Source organism: Alphaproteobacteria bacterium, assembly GCA_017308135.1.
Taxonomy (GTDB): domain Bacteria; phylum Pseudomonadota; class Alphaproteobacteria; order CACIAM-22H2; family CACIAM-22H2; genus Tagaea.
In genome coordinates, this window is sequence record JAFKFM010000009.1 from 172,450 (window position 1) to 192,264 (window position 19,815).

At 66.3% G+C, this 19,815-nt stretch carries 23 protein-coding genes; 16 read left to right on the forward strand and 7 right to left on the reverse strand.

The features are described from left to right. The first annotated feature begins 224 nt into the window (after positions 1-224). From J0H39_14060 to J0H39_14085, 6 genes are all read left to right on the forward strand, one after another. On the forward strand, positions 225-1,370 hold the full coding sequence (locus J0H39_14060) for an MlaE family lipid ABC transporter permease subunit (protein ID MBN9497876.1): 1,146 nt from the start codon (positions 225-227) through the stop codon (positions 1,368-1,370). Beyond that, positions 1,367-2,140 carry an ATP-binding cassette domain-containing protein gene (locus J0H39_14065; protein MBN9497877.1) on the forward strand — a complete coding sequence of 258 codons (774 nt, stop codon included), beginning with the start codon at positions 1,367-1,369 and terminating at the stop codon, positions 2,138-2,140. Before J0H39_14060 ends, J0H39_14065 begins: the two co-directional genes overlap by 4 nt. Positions 2,141-2,143: 3 nt before the next feature. Then, positions 2,144-3,160 (forward strand): MCE family protein, encoded by a 1,017-nt coding sequence (locus J0H39_14070; protein MBN9497878.1) that lies wholly within the window; start codon positions 2,144-2,146, stop codon positions 3,158-3,160. Further along, the gene (locus J0H39_14075) at positions 3,157-3,786 is read left to right on the forward strand and encodes a membrane integrity-associated transporter subunit PqiC (GenBank protein MBN9497879.1); all 630 of its coding nucleotides are present in this window, start codon (positions 3,157-3,159) and stop codon (positions 3,784-3,786) included. Before J0H39_14070 ends, J0H39_14075 begins: the two co-directional genes overlap by 4 nt. An 11-nt stretch (positions 3,787-3,797) precedes the next feature. Beyond that, on the forward strand, positions 3,798-4,079 hold the full coding sequence (locus J0H39_14080; protein MBN9497880.1) for a BolA family transcriptional regulator: 282 nt from the start codon (positions 3,798-3,800) through the stop codon (positions 4,077-4,079). An 89-nt stretch (positions 4,080-4,168) separates the two neighbouring features. Continuing rightward, positions 4,169-4,444, forward strand: a complete 276-nt coding sequence (locus J0H39_14085; GenBank protein MBN9497881.1) for a ribbon-helix-helix domain-containing protein — start codon at positions 4,169-4,171, stop codon at positions 4,442-4,444. Here J0H39_14085 and J0H39_14090 read toward each other — a convergent pair. The 5 genes from J0H39_14090 to J0H39_14110 all read right to left on the reverse strand — a co-directional run bounded on the left by J0H39_14090 (position 4,414) and on the right by J0H39_14110 (position 8,635). Next, on the reverse strand, positions 4,414-4,983 hold the full coding sequence (locus J0H39_14090; protein ID MBN9497882.1) for a DUF2889 domain-containing protein: 570 nt from the start codon (positions 4,981-4,983) through the stop codon (positions 4,414-4,416). The two genes, J0H39_14085 and J0H39_14090, sit on opposite strands and share 31 nt — an antisense overlap. 66 nt (positions 4,984-5,049) lie before the next feature. After that, on the reverse strand, positions 5,050-5,502 hold the full coding sequence (locus tag J0H39_14095; GenBank protein ID MBN9497883.1) for a CBS domain-containing protein: 453 nt from the start codon (positions 5,500-5,502) through the stop codon (positions 5,050-5,052). A gap of 138 nt (positions 5,503-5,640) precedes the next feature. After that, positions 5,641-6,978: a DUF21 domain-containing protein gene (locus tag J0H39_14100; protein MBN9497884.1), complete on the reverse strand. Its 1,338-nt coding sequence runs from the start codon at positions 6,976-6,978 to the stop codon at positions 5,641-5,643. Next, entirely contained in the window at positions 6,975-8,078 is a 1,104-nt protein-coding gene (locus J0H39_14105) for a 3-dehydroquinate synthase (protein ID MBN9497885.1), read from the reverse strand. Before J0H39_14105 ends, J0H39_14100 begins: the two co-directional genes overlap by 4 nt. Further along, positions 8,075-8,635 (reverse strand): shikimate kinase, encoded by a 561-nt coding sequence (locus J0H39_14110; GenBank protein MBN9497886.1) that lies wholly within the window; start codon positions 8,633-8,635, stop codon positions 8,075-8,077. The genes J0H39_14105 and J0H39_14110 overlap by 4 nt, the downstream gene beginning before the upstream one ends. A gap of 248 nt (positions 8,636-8,883) precedes the next feature. Here J0H39_14110 and J0H39_14115 point away from each other — a divergent pair, with 248 nt between their 5' ends. The 10 genes from J0H39_14115 (at position 8,884) to rpmB (ending at position 17,821) form a co-directional block, all read left to right on the forward strand. Further along, positions 8,884-9,024, forward strand: a complete 141-nt coding sequence (locus tag J0H39_14115) for a hypothetical protein (GenBank protein ID MBN9497887.1) — start codon at positions 8,884-8,886, stop codon at positions 9,022-9,024. Continuing rightward, entirely contained in the window at positions 9,005-10,774 is a 1,770-nt protein-coding gene (locus J0H39_14120; GenBank protein ID MBN9497888.1) for a hypothetical protein, read from the forward strand. The genes J0H39_14115 and J0H39_14120 overlap by 20 nt, the downstream gene beginning before the upstream one ends. A gap of 4 nt (positions 10,775-10,778) precedes the next feature. Continuing rightward, positions 10,779-11,702 (forward strand): site-specific tyrosine recombinase XerD, encoded by a 924-nt coding sequence (locus J0H39_14125; protein MBN9497889.1) that lies wholly within the window; start codon positions 10,779-10,781, stop codon positions 11,700-11,702. A 425-nt stretch (positions 11,703-12,127) separates the two neighbouring features. After that, entirely contained in the window at positions 12,128-13,756 is a 1,629-nt protein-coding gene (gene aceB, locus J0H39_14130) for a malate synthase A (GenBank protein MBN9497890.1), read from the forward strand. Between the two features lie 100 nt (positions 13,757-13,856). Further along, entirely contained in the window at positions 13,857-14,141 is a 285-nt protein-coding gene (locus J0H39_14135; protein MBN9497891.1) for a type II toxin-antitoxin system RelE/ParE family toxin, read from the forward strand. 10 nt (positions 14,142-14,151) lie between these two features. Continuing rightward, complete coding sequence (locus J0H39_14140) at positions 14,152-14,433, forward strand: HigA family addiction module antidote protein (protein MBN9497892.1); 282 nt, start codon at positions 14,152-14,154, stop codon at positions 14,431-14,433. A gap of 16 nt (positions 14,434-14,449) precedes the next feature. After that, the gene (locus J0H39_14145; GenBank protein ID MBN9497893.1) at positions 14,450-15,394 is read left to right on the forward strand and encodes a CoA ester lyase; all 945 of its coding nucleotides are present in this window, start codon (positions 14,450-14,452) and stop codon (positions 15,392-15,394) included. A gap of 68 nt (positions 15,395-15,462) precedes the next feature. Beyond that, positions 15,463-16,416, forward strand: a complete 954-nt coding sequence (locus J0H39_14150) for an acetyl-CoA carboxylase carboxyltransferase subunit alpha (protein ID MBN9497894.1) — start codon at positions 15,463-15,465, stop codon at positions 16,414-16,416. A gap of 7 nt (positions 16,417-16,423) precedes the next feature. Next, the gene (gene meaB, locus J0H39_14155; protein MBN9497895.1) at positions 16,424-17,419 is read left to right on the forward strand and encodes a methylmalonyl Co-A mutase-associated GTPase MeaB; all 996 of its coding nucleotides are present in this window, start codon (positions 16,424-16,426) and stop codon (positions 17,417-17,419) included. A gap of 108 nt (positions 17,420-17,527) precedes the next feature. Continuing rightward, the gene (rpmB, locus tag J0H39_14160; protein ID MBN9497896.1) at positions 17,528-17,821 is read left to right on the forward strand and encodes a 50S ribosomal protein L28; all 294 of its coding nucleotides are present in this window, start codon (positions 17,528-17,530) and stop codon (positions 17,819-17,821) included. Positions 17,822-17,927: 106 nt separating this feature from the next. Here the strand turns inward: rpmB and J0H39_14165 are convergent, their stop codons facing one another. Further along, the gene (locus J0H39_14165; GenBank protein MBN9497897.1) at positions 17,928-18,791 is read right to left on the reverse strand and encodes an esterase-like activity of phytase family protein; all 864 of its coding nucleotides are present in this window, start codon (positions 18,789-18,791) and stop codon (positions 17,928-17,930) included. A gap of 110 nt (positions 18,792-18,901) precedes the next feature. Next, the gene (locus J0H39_14170) at positions 18,902-19,807 is read right to left on the reverse strand and encodes a dienelactone hydrolase family protein (protein ID MBN9497898.1); all 906 of its coding nucleotides are present in this window, start codon (positions 19,805-19,807) and stop codon (positions 18,902-18,904) included. Between the last annotated feature and the right edge of the window lie 8 nt (positions 19,808-19,815).

Genomic DNA, 19,815 nt, shown 5'->3' on the forward strand with positions numbered 1-19,815 from the left:
GTTTCAAGTTGCGACATCAGATGTCGCAATGCACAAGATAGTTTGTGCGCTGCAAAAATCAAGCGTTAAGTCGTCGCAGGGGCACGAGAATTTTTTGCCGCAGACGCAAATTCTCCAATTCCTTGGAAAATCTGACTATTTGCCATTCTGATAACGACACCCTTACCCCGATACGGGGTGCCGCTTAACTTGCCCCGACGGGTCCGGACTCGCCAAGATGGGGCATGGCGGAACTTCGGCGCGCACCGGGATGGGCCCAAAGCGGGCATGACGGCGCCGCCGGCGTGGCGACGCTCGGCGGGCGCTGGACGCTCGCCTTCGTGCCCGATCTCGAAGCCGCACTGGCCAAAATCGACGTGAAGGGGGCCCGCAACGTGCGGGTCGATATCGCCGCTGTCGAAGCGCTGGATTCGGGCGGCGCTTGGCTCATCCACCGGCAATTCCGCCGCTGGCGCGAAGCCGGGATCGATATCGAGCTCGCGGGTGCTTCGGACGCGCAAGCCGCCTTGCTCGAGCGCATGGAAGCGGCCGAGGAAGAACGCAAACCCCTCGCAAGGCCGTTCGAGGGCGCGTTCCGGGCACTCGCCGAACGCGCGGGCGAGAATACGATCGCATTGCTGCGCGAGGCTTACGCGCTGCTCGCGTTCCTGGGCGCGGTCGCTTCGACCTGGAGCCTGTCGTGGTATCGCCCGCAACGCGTGCGGCTGACCAGCATCGTCCATCATATCGAACGCATCGGCATCGATGCGCTGCCGATCCTGGGCTTGCTGTCCTTCCTGATCGGCATCGTGCTCGCCTTCCAGGGGGCGGACCAATTGCGCGCTTACGGCGCGGAAGTCTTCACGGTGAATCTGCTCGGCGTGTCGATCCTGCGCGAGATCGGCGTGCTGATCACCTCGATCCTGGTCGCGGGCCGCACGGGCAGCGCCTTCACCGCCGAAATCGGCACGATGAAGGTGAACCAGGAAATCGACGCGATGCGCACCATCGGCCTCGACCCGATGGAAACGCTGGTGCTGCCGCGCTTGATCGCGTTGGCGATCGCGCTGCCGCTGCTCGTCTTCTACGCCAATACGATGGCGCTGATCGGCGGCATGACGCTGTCGCTCCTCAGCCTCGGCCTGTCGCTCGAACAATTCCTCGAGCAGCTGTCGACGGCCGTATCGCTCAGCACCTATGTGATCGGCTTGATCAAGGCGCCGGTCTTCGCGGTGCTGATCGGCCTGGTCGCGTGCTACGAAGGCTTGAAGGTCTCGGGCTCGGCCGAAAGCGTGGGCATCCACACGACGCGCTCGGTCGTCAAATCGATCTTCCTGGTGATCCTCGCGGACGCCGCGTTCTCCATCGTATTTTCGTATCTGGGCATATGAGCGACGATCCCGTCATCCGCGTGCGCGGCCTGGTCACGCGCTTCGGTTCGAGCCCGCCGATCCATGACGGGCTCGATCTCGACGTGAAGCGCGGCGAGATCCTGGCGATCGTCGGCGGCTCGGGCACGGGCAAATCGGTGCTGCTGCGCACGATCCTCGGCCTCAAACACCCCGACGGCGGCACGGTCGAAGTGCTGGGCGAACAGCTCGACAAGCTCGATTCCATGGCGCGGGCACCGGTGCTGAAGCGCATGGGCGTGCTGTTCCAGGACGGCGCCTTGTTCAGCGCGCTGACCGTCGCGCAGAATATCCGCCTGCCGTTCAACGAGCATATGAAGCTCGATCCCAAACTCGTCGGCCAGTTGATCCGCGTGAAGCTCTCGATGGTCGGGCTGCCGCAGGATGCGGGCGCCAAGTTTCCGTCGGAGCTGTCGGGCGGCATGCGCAAGCGCGCGGGCCTCGCGCGCGCCATCGCGCTCGATCCGGATTTGCTGTTCCTCGACGAGCCCACGGCCGGCCTCGATCCCATCGGCGCGGCGAAATTCGACGCGCTGATCCGCGACCTGCAACGCAGCCTGGCGCTCAGCGTCGTGATGATCACCCACGACGTCGACACGCTGGGCGCCATCGCCGATCGCGTCGCCGTGCTGATCGACAAAAAGATCGTCGTCGGGACGCTGGACGAAATCCGCGCGCACCCGCATCCTTGGATCCAGGAGTATTTTTCGGGTCCGCGCGGCCGCGCCGCTTTGGAATCTCGGGGGACTTGACCGGTGGAAACGCGCGCCAACCATTTTCTGGTCGGGATCTTCGTGCTGTCGCTGACGGCGCTGCTGGCGTTCGCGGGGCTGTGGTTCGCGCGCGCCAATCTGGGCGAAGCGCAGACGACCTATCACACGCTGTTCCGCGGCTCGGTCACCGGCCTGTCGATCGGCTCGACCGTGCGCTATCGCGGCGTGCCGGTCGGCACGGTTTCCGACATCCGCATCGACCCCGACAACGTCGAACGCATTCTGGTCGTGCTCGGCTTGCGCCCGGGCACGCCGGTCAAGACCGACACGGTCGCCTCGCTCCAGCCGCAGGGCATTACGGGGCTGTCTTTCGTGCAATTGACCGGCGGCACGCAGGAAGCCGCCCCATTACGCATCCAGCCGGGCGCCACGGCGCCGGTCATTCCGTCGCGCCCCTCGCCGATCGAGCAATTGCTGACCGACGCGCCCGAGGCGATGGCGCGCGTGGGCGTGCTGGTCGAGCGCATCAGCCAGATCCTCAACGACGACAATCTGCGCAACATCAACCGCATCATCGACGACGGCGCCACCGCGATGGGCAGCCTTGCCGCCACTTTGGTGCAGGTGGAGAAGCTGGCCAGCGACGCGGGCGGCACGCTGAAGAACGTCGATCGGTCGCTCGCCGGCGCCGACAAACTGATCGCGGAATCGCGCGGATCGATCGAGCGCGTCAGCGGCCAAGCCCAATCGCTGCTGAACGAGATCCAGGCGGCGGCGCGCGACGCGCGGCCCTTGGGCCCGCAAGCGCAGGCCGCGATCGCCGATCTGCGCAACACGCTGGGCGGCTTCGGGCGCGTGGCGGAGGAGATGGAGCGTTTGGTCGCCACGACGCGGCCCGGCCTGGAGGATTTCGGCCAGCAAGGCGTCTACGATCTGCAGCAATTCATGATCGAGGGCCGCACGCTGATGATGACCCTCAACCGCGTGATCGCGAATTTCGAACGCGATCCCGCACGGTTCCTGTTCGGCGATCAGCAGCGCGGCGTGGAGGCGAAATGACGACGACGAAAATCACCCGTCGCGCGGTACTGGTCGGCGGTTCGGTCGCGACGCTCGGCGCTTGCGCCCTGCCCGGCGGCGGCGATCCGCCGCAGCTTTATACGCTCACGCCCAAATCGACCTTCGCCGCCGACCTGCCGCAAGCCGATTGGCAGCTCGCAATCGAATTGCCGATCGCCTCGGGCGGGCTCGACACCGCGCGTATCGCCCTTCAACGCACGCCCTTCACGCTCGATTTCTACGCCCGCGCGGCATGGACCGACACGGCGCCGCGCATGGTGCAGGCGCTGTTGATCGAAAGTTTCGAGGCGACCGGCAAGATCGTCGGCGTCAGCCGCGATTCGGCGGCGTTGCGCCCCGATTATTTGCTGAAGGTCGATCTACGCGAATTCCAGGCCGAGTATTTCGACGGCGCCTTGCCCCATGCGCATGTGCGCTTGGGCGTGCGGCTGGTGCGCTTGCCCGACCGCGTGATCGAAGCCGGCTTCGTCGCCGACGAACGCGTGCGCGCCGCGCAAGGCGATCTGTCCGCCGTCTCGCAAGCCTTCGACGCGGCGCTGGGCAGCGCCATGCGCAAGATCGTCGAATGGACCTTGCGCGCCGGCCAGCCGCGCCGCCGGCGTTGAAGGAAGGTTTCATGCCGATCTATGCCGACCGTATCCGCACGAAACTGACCGCCGAATTCGCGCCCGCCGCGCTGGATATCGAGGACGAATCCGCGCGCCATGCGGGGCATGCGGGAGCCGCCCCCGGCGGCGAAACCCATTTCCGCGTGCGCATCGTGTCGGCCGCGTTCGCCGGGATGGGCCGCGTGGAACGCCAGCGGCGCGTCTATGCCGTGCTGGCGAGCGAGCTTGCCGAGCGCGTCCACGCCCTGGCGCTGGAGACCCGCACGCCCGACGAAGCCGCGAAGGCCTGACCGCCCGCGCGCCGTCCCATGGCAGCGAAGCCGTTTGCGTCTTTACAACCGATTTGCTATTAATTTCTGAATTATTCTAGGAGCCGGTATTGCCCGTTCCTTCCGAGCGCCCGCGCAACGTCACGATCCGGGGCAAGCGCACGTCGATGCGCCTGGAGCCCGGCTTCTGGGACGCGATCGACGAGATCGCGACGCGCGAAGGATTGGCGGTCGATCAGGTGTTCGAGCGCGTGGCCAAATCGCCCCATCGGGGAAATCTGTCCTCCGCGATCCGCGTTTACGTGCTCGCCTATTTCCGCTTGCCCCGGACCCGGCCGCCGGCACGCGCCAAAATTCAGCGCCGTTCGACGTGGAATTCGGGGTAGTCGCGGCGCACGATTTCGCCGTCCAACGCCAGCGCGTGGCACGTGTCGAGATGGGCGGGCCGCCCCTCGCCCTTGGTTTTGCGCAGCGGGAATACGGTCTGGAACGCGGTCGTGCCCAGCGCGTTGATCGCAAGCTCGACCAGATGCGTGCAACCCTTGACCCCGCCCAGCCGTTCGAGCACCGCCTTGCGCCAGCCGCGCCCGATGCGCAACCCCACCAGCGCGCTGAAATCGGGCGCCACATCCGGACATGTTTCGTAAGGGGTGGCGTAGCTCGCCGCATGCGCTTCGCGCACGATCATGTCGTCGTCGATGGTCAAACGCAGCTTCATCCCGTGCAGCGGCGTGCCGGGCGGAATGGGTCCGCGAAACCGGTTGTCGAAAGGATAGGATTTGACGTCGGTCAGCTCGCCTTCGATGTCCCACAAGCCATCCGCGCGGCGATAACCGTTGCAGACGATCCGGCGCGTATGGATCGGCTCGCGTGCGGCGGCTTGCGGAAGCTCGGCGTGCGGTGTCGGCTGGATTGGCGCGGGCATAGCGAAGCGATCTCCGGGACGTGACGTCCCGGATGATCGCCCGCCCGGCCTTTCAGGCCAAGAAAATCAGTTCAGGCCGTAGCCCGCCCCGCCCGCGATGAAGGCTTCGCGTTCCTTGAGGTTTTCCTCGAGTTCGCCCAAGGCCGCCGCGTAAAGATCGCGCACCGACACCATGCCGATCAGCTTGCCGCCCTCGACCACCGGCAAATGCCGGTAGCCGTAGCGGCGCATCATCTCCAACGCCTCGCGCGGCGGGGCGTCGGGACCGATCGTGTCGGGATTGCGGGTCATCGCTTCGCCCAGCGTCACCTTGTCGGGATCGCGATGCTGACCGACGATCTTGGTCATCGCGTCGCGCTCGGTGAAGATGCCCGCCAGATGACCGCCTTCGACGATCATCAGCGCGCCGATGCGCCGCTTGGCCATCGTCACGCAGGCTTCGCGCACGGTCATATTGCCGGAAGCGGTCGCCAATTCCTGGCTGCCGGAGATCACGTCGGGAACAATACGGCGATGCATGTTTCCTCCGATCTGTGCCCGGTCGTCCGGTGTTGATCGTGAAAGCGCCTTGCGCGGGATTTCCCGTTCGCAAGGTTCGGACGCCGTCCTGGTTTGAATTAAGCGCCCGGCCGATGCCCCTTGGCAAGTCCCGAAAATTCAGGCCGCGCGTTCGCCCGAGGCAGGAATTTTCGCGGCCTTCGCCGTCGCCGCATCGTCGGCCACGGCCACGCGCAGCGTCGCGATTTGATGGCGTTTGCGGCGCACAATCTCGAACCGCAAGCCGTGAAAGACGTAAACCTGTCCGACGTCGGGAATGCGGCGCGCTTCGTACAGCACCAGCCCCGCGATCGTCGCGGCGGACTCGTCGGGCAGGCGCCAATCGAATTGGCGGTTGAGATCGCGGATCGTCACATGCCCGTCGATCACGTAGCTGCCGTCCGATTGCGGGCGCACGCCGGGCACGTTGAATTCGTGCCGCTCGGCGATGTCGCCGACGATTTCCTCGAGGATATCTTCGAGCGTCACGACGCCGAGCAGCGCGCCGTATTCGTCGACGACCAGCGCGAAATGTTCGCGCCGGCGGCGGAAGGCTTCGAGCTGGTCGAGCAGCGTCGTCGTGTCCGGGATGAACCAGGGCCGCGCGGCGATCGACGGCACATCGACCTTGCCCGCGTCGCCGCCCTGGCCGCGCACCGCTTGCAGCAACGCCTTGGCGTGCAGCACGCCGACGATATTGTCGGGCACGCCGCGCCACAGCGGAATGCGCGAATACGGGCTCGACAACGCCTGATCGAGGATCGCTTCGGCCGGCTGTTCGATGTCGATCGCGAAAACCTGCCGGCGATGGACGAGGATCGCCGCTACCGTCACGTCGGCGAGATCGAGGATGGAGCGCATCATCTGCCGCTCCTTGCGCGTCTCGGAATCCGGCGCCGCCGCGCCGTGCAGATCGATGGCACCCTTCAACTGTTCTTCGGCCGCTTCGGCGGGCCGTTCTTTTGGCTTCCAGCCGAAGGCGCGCAAAATCCCCAGCGCCGCCTTGCGCGTGATCCGTGCCGGCGGCGTCAAAAATCCGAGCCAGAACCGCGCGACGGGCACGAACGTCAACGCCGCCCGATCGGCGTTGTTGAGCGCCCAGATGCGCGCGAAGGCTTCGCCGAACACGGCGAACAGCCCGGCGACCAAAATCGCGGCGTAGATCGGCCCGGCGAAGCCGAAATCATAGGTGAAGGCGCAGGCGACCAGCGCCGTCGCCAGCACGAGGGCCGCGATATTGCCGAAGCGCACGGCCGAGGCGAGCGCGTCGGTCTTGGTCTTGAGATAAAGAACGAGTGCGGCGCGTTTGCTGCCTTTGCGTTCCAGCGCTTGAAGCCGCGCGCGCGACGCCGCACCGATCGCCGACTCGGCGGCATTGAGCAAGGCGCTGGCGGTCAACAGAACGGCCAGCGCGATCAACGCCAGCCAATCGTCCCAGCCGAACGCCGCCCAATTCATGCGGCGCACTCCGCCGCCAGCATCGCGCGCACCGCGCCGATATCGGCGTCGCGCGCGATGAAGGATTTGCCGATGCCGCGCGCCAGGATGAAGGTGATCTTGCCGCCGCTGGCCTTCTTGTCGTGGCCCATATGGGCGATCAACGCGTCGGCATTCCAGCGGTGTTGGCGCGGCAGATCGGCCGCCATGTCGCAGGCCCGGATATGGGCGCGCACGCGCTTGGCATCGTCGGCCGGGCACAGCCCCGCGCGCACCGAGAAGTCGAAGGCTTGGCGCATGCCGATCGCCACCGCTTCCCCATGCAGCAATTCGGGGCCATAGCCGAGCTCGGCTTCGAGCGCGTGGCCGAAAGTGTGGCCGAGATTGAGCAGTGCACGCACGCCGGTTTCGCGCTCGTCCTCGGTCACGATGCGCGCCTTGGCTTCGCACGACACGCGCACGGCATAGGCTTGCGCGGCGCGGTCGCCCGCCAACAATTTGGCGCCGTTGGCTTCGCACCACTCGAAGAATTCGGGCATATCGATCAGCCCGTATTTGAACACTTCGGCATACCCTGCGCGCAGTTCGCGCGGCCCCAGCGTGTCGAGCACGTCGAGATCGCACAGCACCAGACGCGGCTGGTGGAAGGCACCGATCAGGTTTTTGCCTTGGCGAGTGTTGACGCCGGTTTTGCCGCCGACGGAGCTGTCGACTTGCGCCAGCAGCGTCGTCGGGATCTGCACGAAATCGAGCCCGCGCAGCAGCAGCGATGCGGCCACCCCGGTCATGTCGCCGACCACCCCACCACCGAGGGCGACGAGCAGATCGGCGCGTTCCGGGCGCTGATCGAGGATCGCGTCGAGCAAGCGGCCGAGATTGTCCCAGGATTTCGCCGCGTCGCCCGCTTGCTGGACGAAGACATGCGAGTGGATGCCGGCGGCGGCGAGGCCCTTTTCCAAGCGCGGCAGATGCGTGGCGACGACGTTGGCATCGGCGACGACGAAAACGCGCTTCACCTTGCGCACGCCCAGGATGAGCTCGCCCGCGCGTTCGAGCAGCTTTTCGCCGATATGGATGTCGTAGGCGCGGGCATCGAGCGCCACGCGGACGGTTTGGGTCATTGCGTTCGTGGTCCGGCGAGATATTTGGCGAGCGCGTCGATCACGCGCTGGGTGGTGATTTCGGGCGGCGCGTCGGCCGAATCGACCGCGAGATCGGCTTCGGCGTAGACCGGATAACGCACGGCCATCAGCTTCGCCAAAATCTCGCGCGGATCGCCCGCGTTCAGCAGCGGCCGGTTGTTGCGCCGCGCGGTGCGGCGGACCAGCGTGTCGAGTTCGGCGCGCAGCCAGATCGACAGGCCCGATTGCTTGATCTTGGCGCGCGTCGTGTCGTCCATGAAGGCGCCGCCGCCGGTCGCCAGCACGCAAGGCGGGCCGTCGAGCAGGCGGGTGATGACCCGGCGCTCGCCGTCGCGGAAGGCGGGTTCGCCGAAGCGCGCGAAGATCTCGGGGATCGTGCAGCCGGCGGCTTCCTCGATCTCCTTGTCCGCGTCGACGAAGGGCAAGGACAGCGCCTGCGCCAGCCGCTTGCCGATGGCCGATTTCCCGGCCCCCATCAGCCCGACCATGACCAAGGTCCGGTCGAGCCGGGCGCGGATATCTTGGCTAACGCTCATGGTTTGCGTCGCCGCCGGGTCCGGCGGCGCGCCGATCGGTTCGCCGTCCATCCCGGTTAACGTTCAGCACCAGGGACATACGCGAATTTCGCGGTCCCGGCGTCGCCTTTCCTCTTGCGCATGCGCAACATAGTGGCAGTGTAGCAAACGGCTTCACGGCCTGCATCTTCACGAGTCGTCACGATTTTTCCATAATCGTGGCAAATACTTAGACTTCCTTCACCAAGACTTACGGAACGAAACGCCCAATGCGTCGCACGCTCCTTGTGCTTCTGGCCATTCTTGTCCTGGGAACGGCCGGTGTGGTCGGCTTCCTGGCCACCTGGGACATCCCCGCCCCCTCGGCGCGGGTCGAGAAAGTCATTCCCAATGATCGCCTGCCGCGCTGATCGCCTGGCCCTCGGCCTGGTTCTGGGCTTGGCGGCGGTTTCGCCCGCCGCCGCCCAATTGCTGATGCCCCCGCAGCGGACGACGCCGGAGGTTCAATCGACACCGTCGGCGCCATTGACGCCCGCCCCCACGCCGCCCTCGGCACCGGCGGGGTTCGAGGTCGAAAGCATCCGCCCGATGGATCTGGAAGCCGTCGGCTTGATCGACGGCGCGCAAGGCGGTTTGTCCGCAACCGCGTGGAACGGCACGGCGCGGCCGATCGCCGAACGCTTGATCGGCGAGTTACCCGCCCCGGTCGCCTCCACGCCCGCGCGCGACATGGCGATCCGTTTGCTGATTTCCACGACGACCACGCCGTCGGGCGAGGGCAAGACCGGTCTGGTCGCGTTGCGCACGCGCAAGCTCCTCGATCTCGGCGCCTTCGACGCGGCCGAGAAAATGGCGCAGCGCATTCCCCAGCGCGAGATCGACGGCGACGTGCTGGCGGCACGCCTCGACAACGCCTGGCTTTCGGGCGACGACAAGGCCGCCTGCGGTTTGACGCGCGATCTGCTCGACAAATCCAAGGCGCCCGACGTGCGGCGCGGGCTTTTGTTCTGCCAGGCGCTGGAAGGCGATCGTCAACGCGCCGAATTGGGCCTGACGCTGCTGCGCGACCAAGGCGTGCCCGAAGACGCGACCTTCATCACGCTGCTCTTCGCCCAAGGCGGCGACGGACGCGGCGTGAAGATCGACAACGCGGCGAAGCTCACGCCGCTCGGCTTCGCGATGATGCGCGCGGCCAAAGTCGCGCCGCCCGCCGAATTGGCGCGCAGCGACGATCCCGGCTTGTTGCGGGCGCTGGCCGCTTACGATGCCGCCACGCCCGAAATCCGGTTGGCCGCCGCCGAGCGCGCGGAAACCTATGGCGCGTTGCCGTCTTCCGAACTCGCCAAGGCCTACGCGGCCGTCGAACTCACGCCCGCGCAAACCGCCGATCCCGCCGCCTTCGCGCGGACCGATGGCGGCCCGCGCGGGCGCGCCGCCCTTTACCAAGCGGCGAAAGCGGCAAGCGGCCAAGCGCGCCTTGCAGCACTGCAAAACCTGTGGCGCTATGGGCGCGAGCGCGGCGGCTACGCCACGCTGGTGCGCGCCAGCGTCGATCTTTTGGCCGAAGTGCCGGCCTCGCCCGACCTCGCCGCTTATGCGGGCGACGCGGTGCGCGCTTTCCTGCTGGCGGGGTTCCCCGACGATGCGCGCGAATGGCTGCGCTTCGCGCGCGTGGCGCGTCTCGGCGCCGAGGCCGGTGCGGCGCAGGATCGCTACGCCGCGTTGTGGGCGCTGGTGACGATCGCGGGCCAGCCTTGGGAAGATACCAATGACGGCCGCGCGTTTCTGGCGTGGCGCGATGCGACCGTGAAACTCGACGCGCAAGCCGCCCCCGCGCGCGTCGCCTTGGCGACGACATTGCTTGCCGGATTGGGCCAGTTGCCGCCGGGGGCCGCCTTCGCCGCTTTCCCGGAAAAAACGCCGCCGCTGTCGCAGAGCAATCTGCCCAACGCGGCGGTGTGGACGGCGTTGCATCAGGCGGCCGTCCAAGGCCGCACGGCGGAAACGATCGCGCTGGCCGCGCAAGTGTTGGGCATGGAAGGACCGGCGGGTGCCGCCCCGCAAACGCTGCTCGCGTTGCTCGACGCGCTGCGCGCCGTGGGCCAGGAACCGGCCGCGCGCGCCTTGGCCGTCGAAGCGGCGATCGCCTCGGGGCTCTGACGCCATGGGCCGCCCCAAAACGGCCCCCGACGCGGTCTCGATCCACGGCGACGCGTTCCTCGAAATGCTGGTCGCGGAGCGCAACGCGTCGGAACACACGCAGCGCGCCTATCGCGGCGACGTGGCGCATTACGAGGAATTTCTGGCGCGCAAAAACGCCGACGCGATTTCGGCGACCCCCGATCACGCCAAGACCTATATGGCCGATCTGGCGCGGCGCGGCTTGAGCCCGCGTTCGACCGCAAGGCGCCTATCGGCCTTGCGCCAATTCCATCGCTTTCTGGTCAGCGAACGGCGTTCGCAAACCGACCCTTTCGCCAGCGTCGATGCGCCCAAGATCGGCCGCCCGCTGCCCAAGATTTTGTCGGAAGACGAAACGCGGGCGCTGATCGACGAGGCCCGGAAAAAAGACGATCCCCGCCTCGTCTGCGCACTCGAAATCCTTTACGGCTCGGGCTTGCGGATTTCCGAACTCGCGGGCTTGAAGCTGTCGGCGCTGTCGCGCGACGGGCGATTCCTGATCGTGCGCGGCAAGGGCGATAAGGAAAGACTTGTTCCGTTGTCGGGGCCCGCGCGCGACGCGATCGCCGCTTGGCGCTTGGTCCGCGACGACAAGAAATTCAAGAACTCGCCCTATCTGTTCCCCAGCCGCGCCGAGGCCGGGCATATGACCGAGGCGCGCTTCTATCAGGCGCTTAAGGAATTGGCACCGGCGGCGGGAATCGAGCCCGCGCGCCTGTCGCCGCACGTGCTGCGCCACGCTTTCGCCAGCCATTTGGTCGATCGCGGGGCGGATTTACGCGCGGTCCAGGCGATGCTGGGCCATGCCGATATCGCCACGACCCAGATTTACACGCATGTCGGCGGCGAAAGGTTGAAACGGCTGGTCCATTCGCATCATCCTTTGGCCCGCCGCAAGGCGCCTTGATCGCCCCTTTGCGGCCCGGTACACCGTTGATAGCCTGCTAACGAGCTTCCGTCGGAAATAAGGAACGAGCCATGGCCGCGAAGAAGAAACCCGCCAAGAAAGCCCCCGCCAAGCCCGCGAAGAAAGCGGCGCCGGCGAAGAAGGCCGCCCCGGCCAAGAAGCCCGTTCCGAAAAAGGCGCCCGCCAAGAAGCCGGCCCCCGCCAAAAAAGCCCCGCCGGCCAAGAAAACCCCGGCGCCGGTGAAAAAAGCCGCCGCCCCGGCCAAGAAACCCGCCCCGGCACCGGTCAAAGCCGCCGCCAAGCCGGCGCCGGTCGCGAAGCCCGTCGCGAAACCGGCCCCCGCGCCGGTCGCCAAGCCCGCCCCGGTCAAGGCCGCCGCCCCCGCGCCCAAGGCGCCCCCGCCGCCGCCGCCCGCGCCGACCACGGTGAAGGGCCCCGGCGGCACGATCCTGCCCGCTGGCGTGAAGCTCGAGGCGAGCGTGAAGCCCGACCATCTGCAAATCCTCACGCCCGAAGCGATCGCCTTCGTGGTGGAGATGGAGCGCAAATTCGGCCAGCGTCGCTTGGATCTGCTGAAGGCGCGCGCCGACCGCCAAGCGCGTCTCGACGCGGGCGAGAAGCCCGACTTCCTGCCGCAGACGCGCTCGATCCGCGAAGGCGATTGGACCGTGGCGCCGCTGCCCAAGGATATTCTCGATCGCCGCGTCGAAATCACCGGGCCCGTCGACCGCAAGATGGTGATCAACGCGCTGAACTGCGGCGCCAACGTGTTCATGGCCGATTTCGAGGACGCCTCGACGCCGACCTGGAACAATCTGATCGAAGGTCACGTGAACCTTCGCGACGCCAATCTCGGCACGATCGAGTTCGACGATCCGAAATCGGGCAAGCACTACAAGCTGAATCCGAAACACGCCGTGCTGTTCGTCCGCCCGCGCGGCTGGGCGCTGCCCGAGAAGCACGTGATCGTCGACGGCCGCCCGATGTCGGGCTCGATCTTCGATTTCGGCCTCTACTTCTTCCATAACGTAAAGACCCTGCAGAAGAAGGGCTCGGGCCCGTATTTCTATCTGCCGAAGATGGAAAGCCATCTCGAAGCGCGGCTGTGGAACGACATCTTCGTCCACGCGCAGGACAAGCTCGGCATCAAGCGCGGCTCGATCAAAGCGACCGTGCTGATCGAAACGCTGCTGGCGAGCTTCGAGATGGACGAGATCCTGTACGAGTTGCGCGAGCACTCGGCCGGTCTCAATTGCGGCCGCTGGGACTACATCTTCTCCTACATCAAGAAGCTCGCCGAAGATCCGCAGAAGATGCTGCCCGATCGCGGGCAAGTCACGATGACCTCGCATTTCATGCGCTCGTATTCGCAGCTCGTCATCAAGACCTGCCACAAGCGCAACGTCCACGCGATGGGCGGCATGGCCGCACAGATCCCCATCAAGGACGATCCCGTCGCCAATGATGCCGCGATGGCCAAGGTGCGCGCCGACAAGGAACGCGAAGCCAATGACGGCCATGACGGCACGTGGGTGGCGCATCCGGGTCTCGTCCCCATCGCCAAGGCGGTGTTCGACGAGAAGATGAAGGACGCCAACCAGATCGCGCGCAAGCGCCAGGACGTGCACGTCACGGCGGCCGATCTGCTGCAACCCGCCGCCGGCACGATGACCGAAGGCGGCCTGCGCCAGAACATCGCCGTGGGTATCGGCTATCTGGAAGCGTGGCTGCGCGGGATCGGCTGCGTGCCGCTCTACAATCTGATGGAGGACGCGGCGACCGCCGAAATCTCGCGCGCCCAGGTGTGGCAGCAAGTCCATCACGGCGCCACGCTCGACGACGGGCGCGAGGTCGACAAGCCGCTCGTGCGCAAGATCGTCGACGAGGAACTCGAGAAGATCAAGAAGGCCCAGGGTGCCGATCGCTACGCCAAGGGCCGCTACAAGGAAGCGTCGAAGATGTTCCTGGAGATGATCGACGCCGAGAAGTTCCCCGACTTCCTGACGCTGCCCGCCTATGACTGGGTCGTCGCGAACGAGGCGAAGATCGGCTGAGGCGATACATGACGAAGGGCGGATGGCGTGGCCATCCGCCCTTTTTCTTTGGCGCCGTCATTATGCTTTACGTCATACGTAATATTTGATAGCTTGAATCATGATCGTAAGCTTCCGCGACAAACGAACGGCGGCGTTCGCGCGGGGCGAAACGGTCAAGGCGTTTTCCGGCTTCGCGCGCCAAGCGGAAATGCGGCTCGATCGGCTGGATGCGGCCCGCGACCTGCGCGATTTGATGGCGTTCCCCGGTAATCGGCTGGAAGCTTTGCGCAGCGATCGGAAAGGGCTTTACAGCATCCGCATCAACGACCAATGGCGCATCTGCTTTGCATGGCCGGAGCTATCACCCGGTCCCGTCGACGTCGAAATCGTGGATTATCATTGAGGACTTGGTCATGCGCACCCCCATCCATCCCGGCGAACATTTGGCCGAAGCGCTGAACGATCTGGGCCTTTCGGCGGCGGCGTTCGCACGCCAGATTGCGGTCCCCGTCAACCGCGTCACCGGTATTCTGAACGGCAAGCGCGCGATCACCGCCGACACGGCGCTGCGCCTGGGCCATTGGTTCGGTTCCAGCGCCGATTACTGGCTCAATTTGCAAAAGATCTACGAGCTGCGCCTTGCCGAGCGCGCCAACGGCGCGCGAATCGCCAAGCTACCCCGCCGCGCGGCATAACGACGGAGACCGTTCGATGCCCGATAGCGTTCCCGCCCGTTTGAACCGCACGGCGTTGGCGGTCCCCGCCAGCCGGCCCGAGTTGTTCGCCAAGGCGGCACGCTCCGCCGCCGATCACGTCTTCCTCGATCTGGAGGACGCGGTGGCGCCGTCGGACAAGGCCAAGGCGCGCAAGAACGCGATCGACGGCCTCAACGACATCGATTGGCGCGGCGTGGGCAAAACCATTTCGGTGCGCGTCAACGGCGGCGATACGGAATGGATGTATCGCGACGTGATCGACGTCGTGGAAAAAGCAGGCGCGCGGCTCGATCTTCTGATGGTGCCCAAGGTCAACCGGCCGGAAGACGTGATCGCGCTGGATATGTGGCTCGGCCAAATCGAGCGCGCCAAGGGCATCGTCACGCCGATCGGCTTGGAATTGCTGATCGAGACCGCGCAAGGCCTCGCGCAGGTCGAAGCCATCGCCGCTTCCTGTCCGCGCGTCGAAGCGCTGATCCTGGGCTCGGGCGATCTCGCCGCGTCGATGGGCATGCGCACGACCAATATCGGCGGCCTGTCGCCCGCCTACACGATCGACGGAAGGATGAGCGATATCTGGCACTACGCGCTCGCGCGCCTCGTCGTCGCCGCGCGGGCCGCCGGCAAGCGGCCGATCGACGGGCCCTATGCCGATTTCAACGACCCGATGGGCTTGAAGGAATCGGCCGCACGCGCCGCGGCGCTGGGCTGCGAAGGCAAGATGGTCATCCATCCCTCGCAGATTCTGGCCGTCAACGAGGCCTTCACGCCCGATCCGATGGAGATCGAGCGCGCCAAGGGCATTCTGCTGGCGCTGGAAGAAGCGGCGACGCGCGGCCAGGGGGCCGCGACCTACGAGGGCCGCTTGGTCGATATCGCGTCGATCCGCCAGGCGCGCGCGCTCGTCGCCAAGGCCGACCGCCTGCGGCAATGGGCGTAAATACTTTGATTTAACGTCGAAATCCGAAGGCGTGACATCCCGCCCGAGCATGCTATAGACCCAGGGCCATGACGCATTACCTCGAATTCGAGAAGCCGATCGCCGAGCTCGAAGGCAAGATCGAAGAGCTCAAGCGCCTGACCGGCGACGCCAATCTCAACATCGCCGACGAAGTCGCCAAGCTGCAAGGCAAGGTCGACAAGCAGTTGCGCGCCGCCTACGCCAAGCTGACCGCGTGGCAGAAGGTCCAGGTCGCGCGCCATCCCGAACGGCCGCATTACGTCGATTACGCCAAGGCGCTGATCGAGGATTACATGCCGCTGGCCGGCGACCGGCTTTACGCCGACGACAAGGCGATCCTGGGCGGCATCGGCCGTTTCCGCGGCCGCTCGGTCGTCGTCATGGGCCATGAAAAGGGTGCGGATACCGAAAGCCGCATCCGTCACAATTTCGGCATGGCGCGCCCGGAAGGCTATCGCAAGGCGCAGCGCCTGATGCAGCTGGCCGAGCGCTTCAAGCTGCCGGTCGTCGCGCTGGTCGATACGGCGGGTGCTTATCCCGGCATCGACGCCGAAGCGCGCGGCCAGGCCGAAGCGATCGCGCGTGCGATCGAGATCTGCCTCAAAATCAAAGTGCCGCTGGTCGCCGCCGTGATCGGCGAAGGCGGATCGGGCGGCGCCATCGCCATCGCCGCCGCCAACCGCGTGCTGATGATGGAACACGCGATCTATTCGGTGATCTCGCCCGAAGGCTGCGCGTCCATCCTGTGGCGTTCGGCCGAACACGCGCAGACCGCCGCCGAAGCCTTGAAGCTGACGGCGCAGGACCTGCTGAAGCTCGGAATCATCGACCGCATCGTGCCCGAACCGATGGGCGGGGCGCATCGCGATCCGCAAGCCGCGATCAACGCGCTGGGCGATGCGCTGGACGCGTCGCTGGGCGAACTCGTCGGCCATGACGGGGCGGCGTTGCGCGCGCGCCGGCGCGAGAAATTCGTCGAAATGGGCCGCAAGGGCCTCTGAGGCGATCATGGCCGCCGACGCCAAAAGCGACGCGGCCATCCTCGCCGGCCAGGTTCGCGGCGGCGATCGCCGGGCGCTCGCGCGCGCCATCACGCTGGTCGAATCGACGCGTGCCGATCATCGCGAAACGGCCGAGACTCTCGTCGCGGCGTTGCTGCCCGATACGGGCCGCGCGATTCGCGTGGGCATTTCCGGCCCGCCGGGGGCGGGCAAATCGACCTTCATCGAAGCTTTCGGTTTGCATCTGCTGGAAGCGGGCCGCAAACCCGCCGTGCTCGCGGTCGATCCGTCGAGCCCCGTGTCGGGCGGTTCGATCCTCGGCGACAAGACGCGCATGGAATATCTCGCGCGCGACGAGCGCGCCTTCATCCGCCCGTCGCCGTCAGGCGGCACGCTGGGCGGGGTCGCGCGGCGCACGCGCGAGGCGGCACTGGTGTGCGAAGCCGCCGGGTTCGACACGCTGCTGATCGAAACCGTCGGCGTGGGTCAGTCGGAAACCGCCGTCGCCGAGATGGTCGATCTGTTCATGTTGTTGCTGCCGCCCGCCGGCGGCGACGAACTGCAAGGCATCAAGAAGGGCATCGTCGAGCTCGCCGATCTGGTCGTCATCAACAAGGACGACGGCGATCTCGCCCCCGCCGCCGGCCGCACGGCGGCCGAATACGGGGCGGCGCTGCATATGTTGCGGCCCGCGTCGTCGGCTTGGCATCCACCGGTCTTGCGCGTCTCCGCTTTGAACCGGATAGGTATGGAAGCGGTCTGGGGCCAGATCCTGGCCCATCGCGCGGCACTCGGCGCCGCCGGACTCGCGGCCAAGCGGGCGGGCCAAGCCCGGGCCGTTCTTTGGCGGGAAATCGAGGAAGAAGTGCGCGGGCGGCTGGCCGCCAGGGGCACACTCCAGGGGCTGTTGGAACGCCTAGAAATCGATATTTCCCAAGGACTTATCGGTCCAGCCCAGGCCGCCCGTCTTGTCGTCGACGCGCTGGCCAAACCCGGGAGTTGACCTTCCCGTCCCCTGGCCCTAAAACCCTGCCTCCCCGCCTTTCGCGGGTCGGATTTACGTGGGGTGCGGCCGTTTGGGCCCCGCCCGCCAGATTAGAGGGTTTGAGCGATGTCGCGTCGTTGCATTGTCACCGGTAAGGGCGCCTTGGTCGGGAACAACGTTTCCCACGCCAACAACAAGACGAAGCGCCGCTTCCTGCCGAACCTGCAGAACGCGACGCTGCTGTCGGACGTGTTGGGCCAGGGCATCAGCGTTCGTCTGTCGACGCGCGGTCTGAAGACGGTCGAACACGCCGGCGGTCTGGACGCGTGGCTCGCGAAGACGCCGGCCGCCAAGCTCGACAAGGATCTGCGCCGCTTCAAGGCGCGCATCGAAAAGGCGCTGGAGAAGCGCGCCGCCTAAGTTTCCCCCAAAGCTAAAAGCCAGGGGGTACGCGATAACAACAATACGACTCCTTGTTTCCGATCCAAGGAACTTCAAAGCCCGCCTTCACCGGCGGGCTTTTTCTTTAGGCGATTTCGAAGCACACCAGCAGCGTGCGCTGCAGGAAGCTGAAATTGTCGTCGGCGATCAGCCAGAGCAGATCGCGGCCCGACGCATCCTTGGTCGCGTCGATACCTTCGAAATTGTCGATCGCGAGCGGGGCGCGCAATCGCGCCAATTCCTCGCCCGCGACACTGGCGCCTTCGCGAAACGCGACCAAGGGCACGCGCACGATGCGCGAGGCGAACCCCGCCCAGCCGAAGCTGCGTTCGAGCACGATCGCCGCGTCGCCGACGACGCAAGCACCGACCGGCTTGAATCCGTCGCCCGCGCGATACTCGAACTTGATCCAGCCTTTGTCGCCGCCGACGAACCCCCAAGGGCGATCCTCGACGAACACGAGCAAGCGCCCGTCGGGCAAGGCGGCGATCGCTTCCATGCCACCGTTGTTCGGCACGTCGTTGAAGCCCGGCGGTGCGGCAAGCGTGCGGGGGCTGCGCGTGAACGGCGGATCGGATTGCGGATAGATCAAAATCCGATGTCGGCGTTCGAGCGAGACCGCGAAGCCGCCATCGGACAGACGCGCCAATCCTTCCGCATCGGCATTGCGATTGTCGTCGAAGGCGCGCCCGTTCGGCCCGATCAGATCGCCGATGCGCGCGGGGCCCACCCCCGTCAGCGTGCCGTCGAAATCGAGGCCGAGTCCCATCGCCCCGCCGCGATCGGAAATCAGCGTCGCGCGTTTGTTATCGGGATCGACGCGCAGATCCGACCAGCCGCCGAAGCGATCGTCGTCGGCACCGAGTTGCAAGCCGCCGCGCCAGATCAGGCGATCGACGCGGCTGCGCGCCGCATCCTTCTCGTCGAGGGGAATGCGCGACGCGCGCACGGCAAACGGCTTCCACGCGTTCTTCTGGGCGCGCGCGGGTCGCCCGAAAAGCGACGCGCCCGCCCCGGCAAGCAGGGCGAGCGCGTGACGGCGTGTTGTCGTGTGCGGAATCAGACCAGATTCCGCGAGAACCAAACTTCCAAACGGCGCCAGCCATCCTGCGCCTGCGCCGCGCGATAGCTCGGCCGGTAATCCGCGTGGAACGCGTGCGGCGTGTCGGGATAGAGGACGATTTCCGACTTTTTACCCGCCGCGCGCAGCGCGTCGCGCATCCGGTCGACCGTGTCGTTCGGAATGCCTTGATCGGCGGCGCCGTAGAGCCCGAGGATCGGCGCGTTGATATTCGCGACGAGGTCGAGCGGGTGACGGGTGCGGAACTCGTTCGTCGGCCCGGTCAGCACGCCGTACCAAGCGACGCCCGCGCGGACGTTCTGGTTATGCGCGGCGTAAAGCCACACGGCGCGCCCGCCCCAGCAGAAGCCGGTGATGCCCAAGCGCGCGGTTTCGCCCTTGCCCACGCTGCCGCCGGCCCAGGCCACGGTCGCGTCGATGTCGGACATGACTTGCGCATCCGGCACTTTGCCGACGATGTCGCGCAACAGCACTTGGATATCGGACACTTTCGACGCGTCGCCCTGGCGGAAATAAAGTTCCGGTGCGATGGCGAGATACCCGGCCTTCGCCAAGCGGCGGCAGGTATCCTTGATGTATTCGTGAACGCCGAAGATTTCCTGCACCACGATCACGGTCGCGAATTTCTGACCTTGGGCGGGACGCGCGTAATAGACCGGCATTTGCTTGCCGTCGGCGGTGCGCACATTGGCCATGCCGGCGGCAAGGCCTTGCGTGTCCGTCGTGATCGCGGTTTGCGCCGCGACCGGCCCGGCGGCGAGCGCGTAGCCGGTGGCGAGCGAAGCGCCCGCCATGAAGCCGCGGCGGCCGACCGGCAGCGCGTCGGGTTGCAGGGCCTTGCGCTCGTCGCGCAAGGCGACGGGAACGAGATCGTCTGGAGCCATTTGGGTTG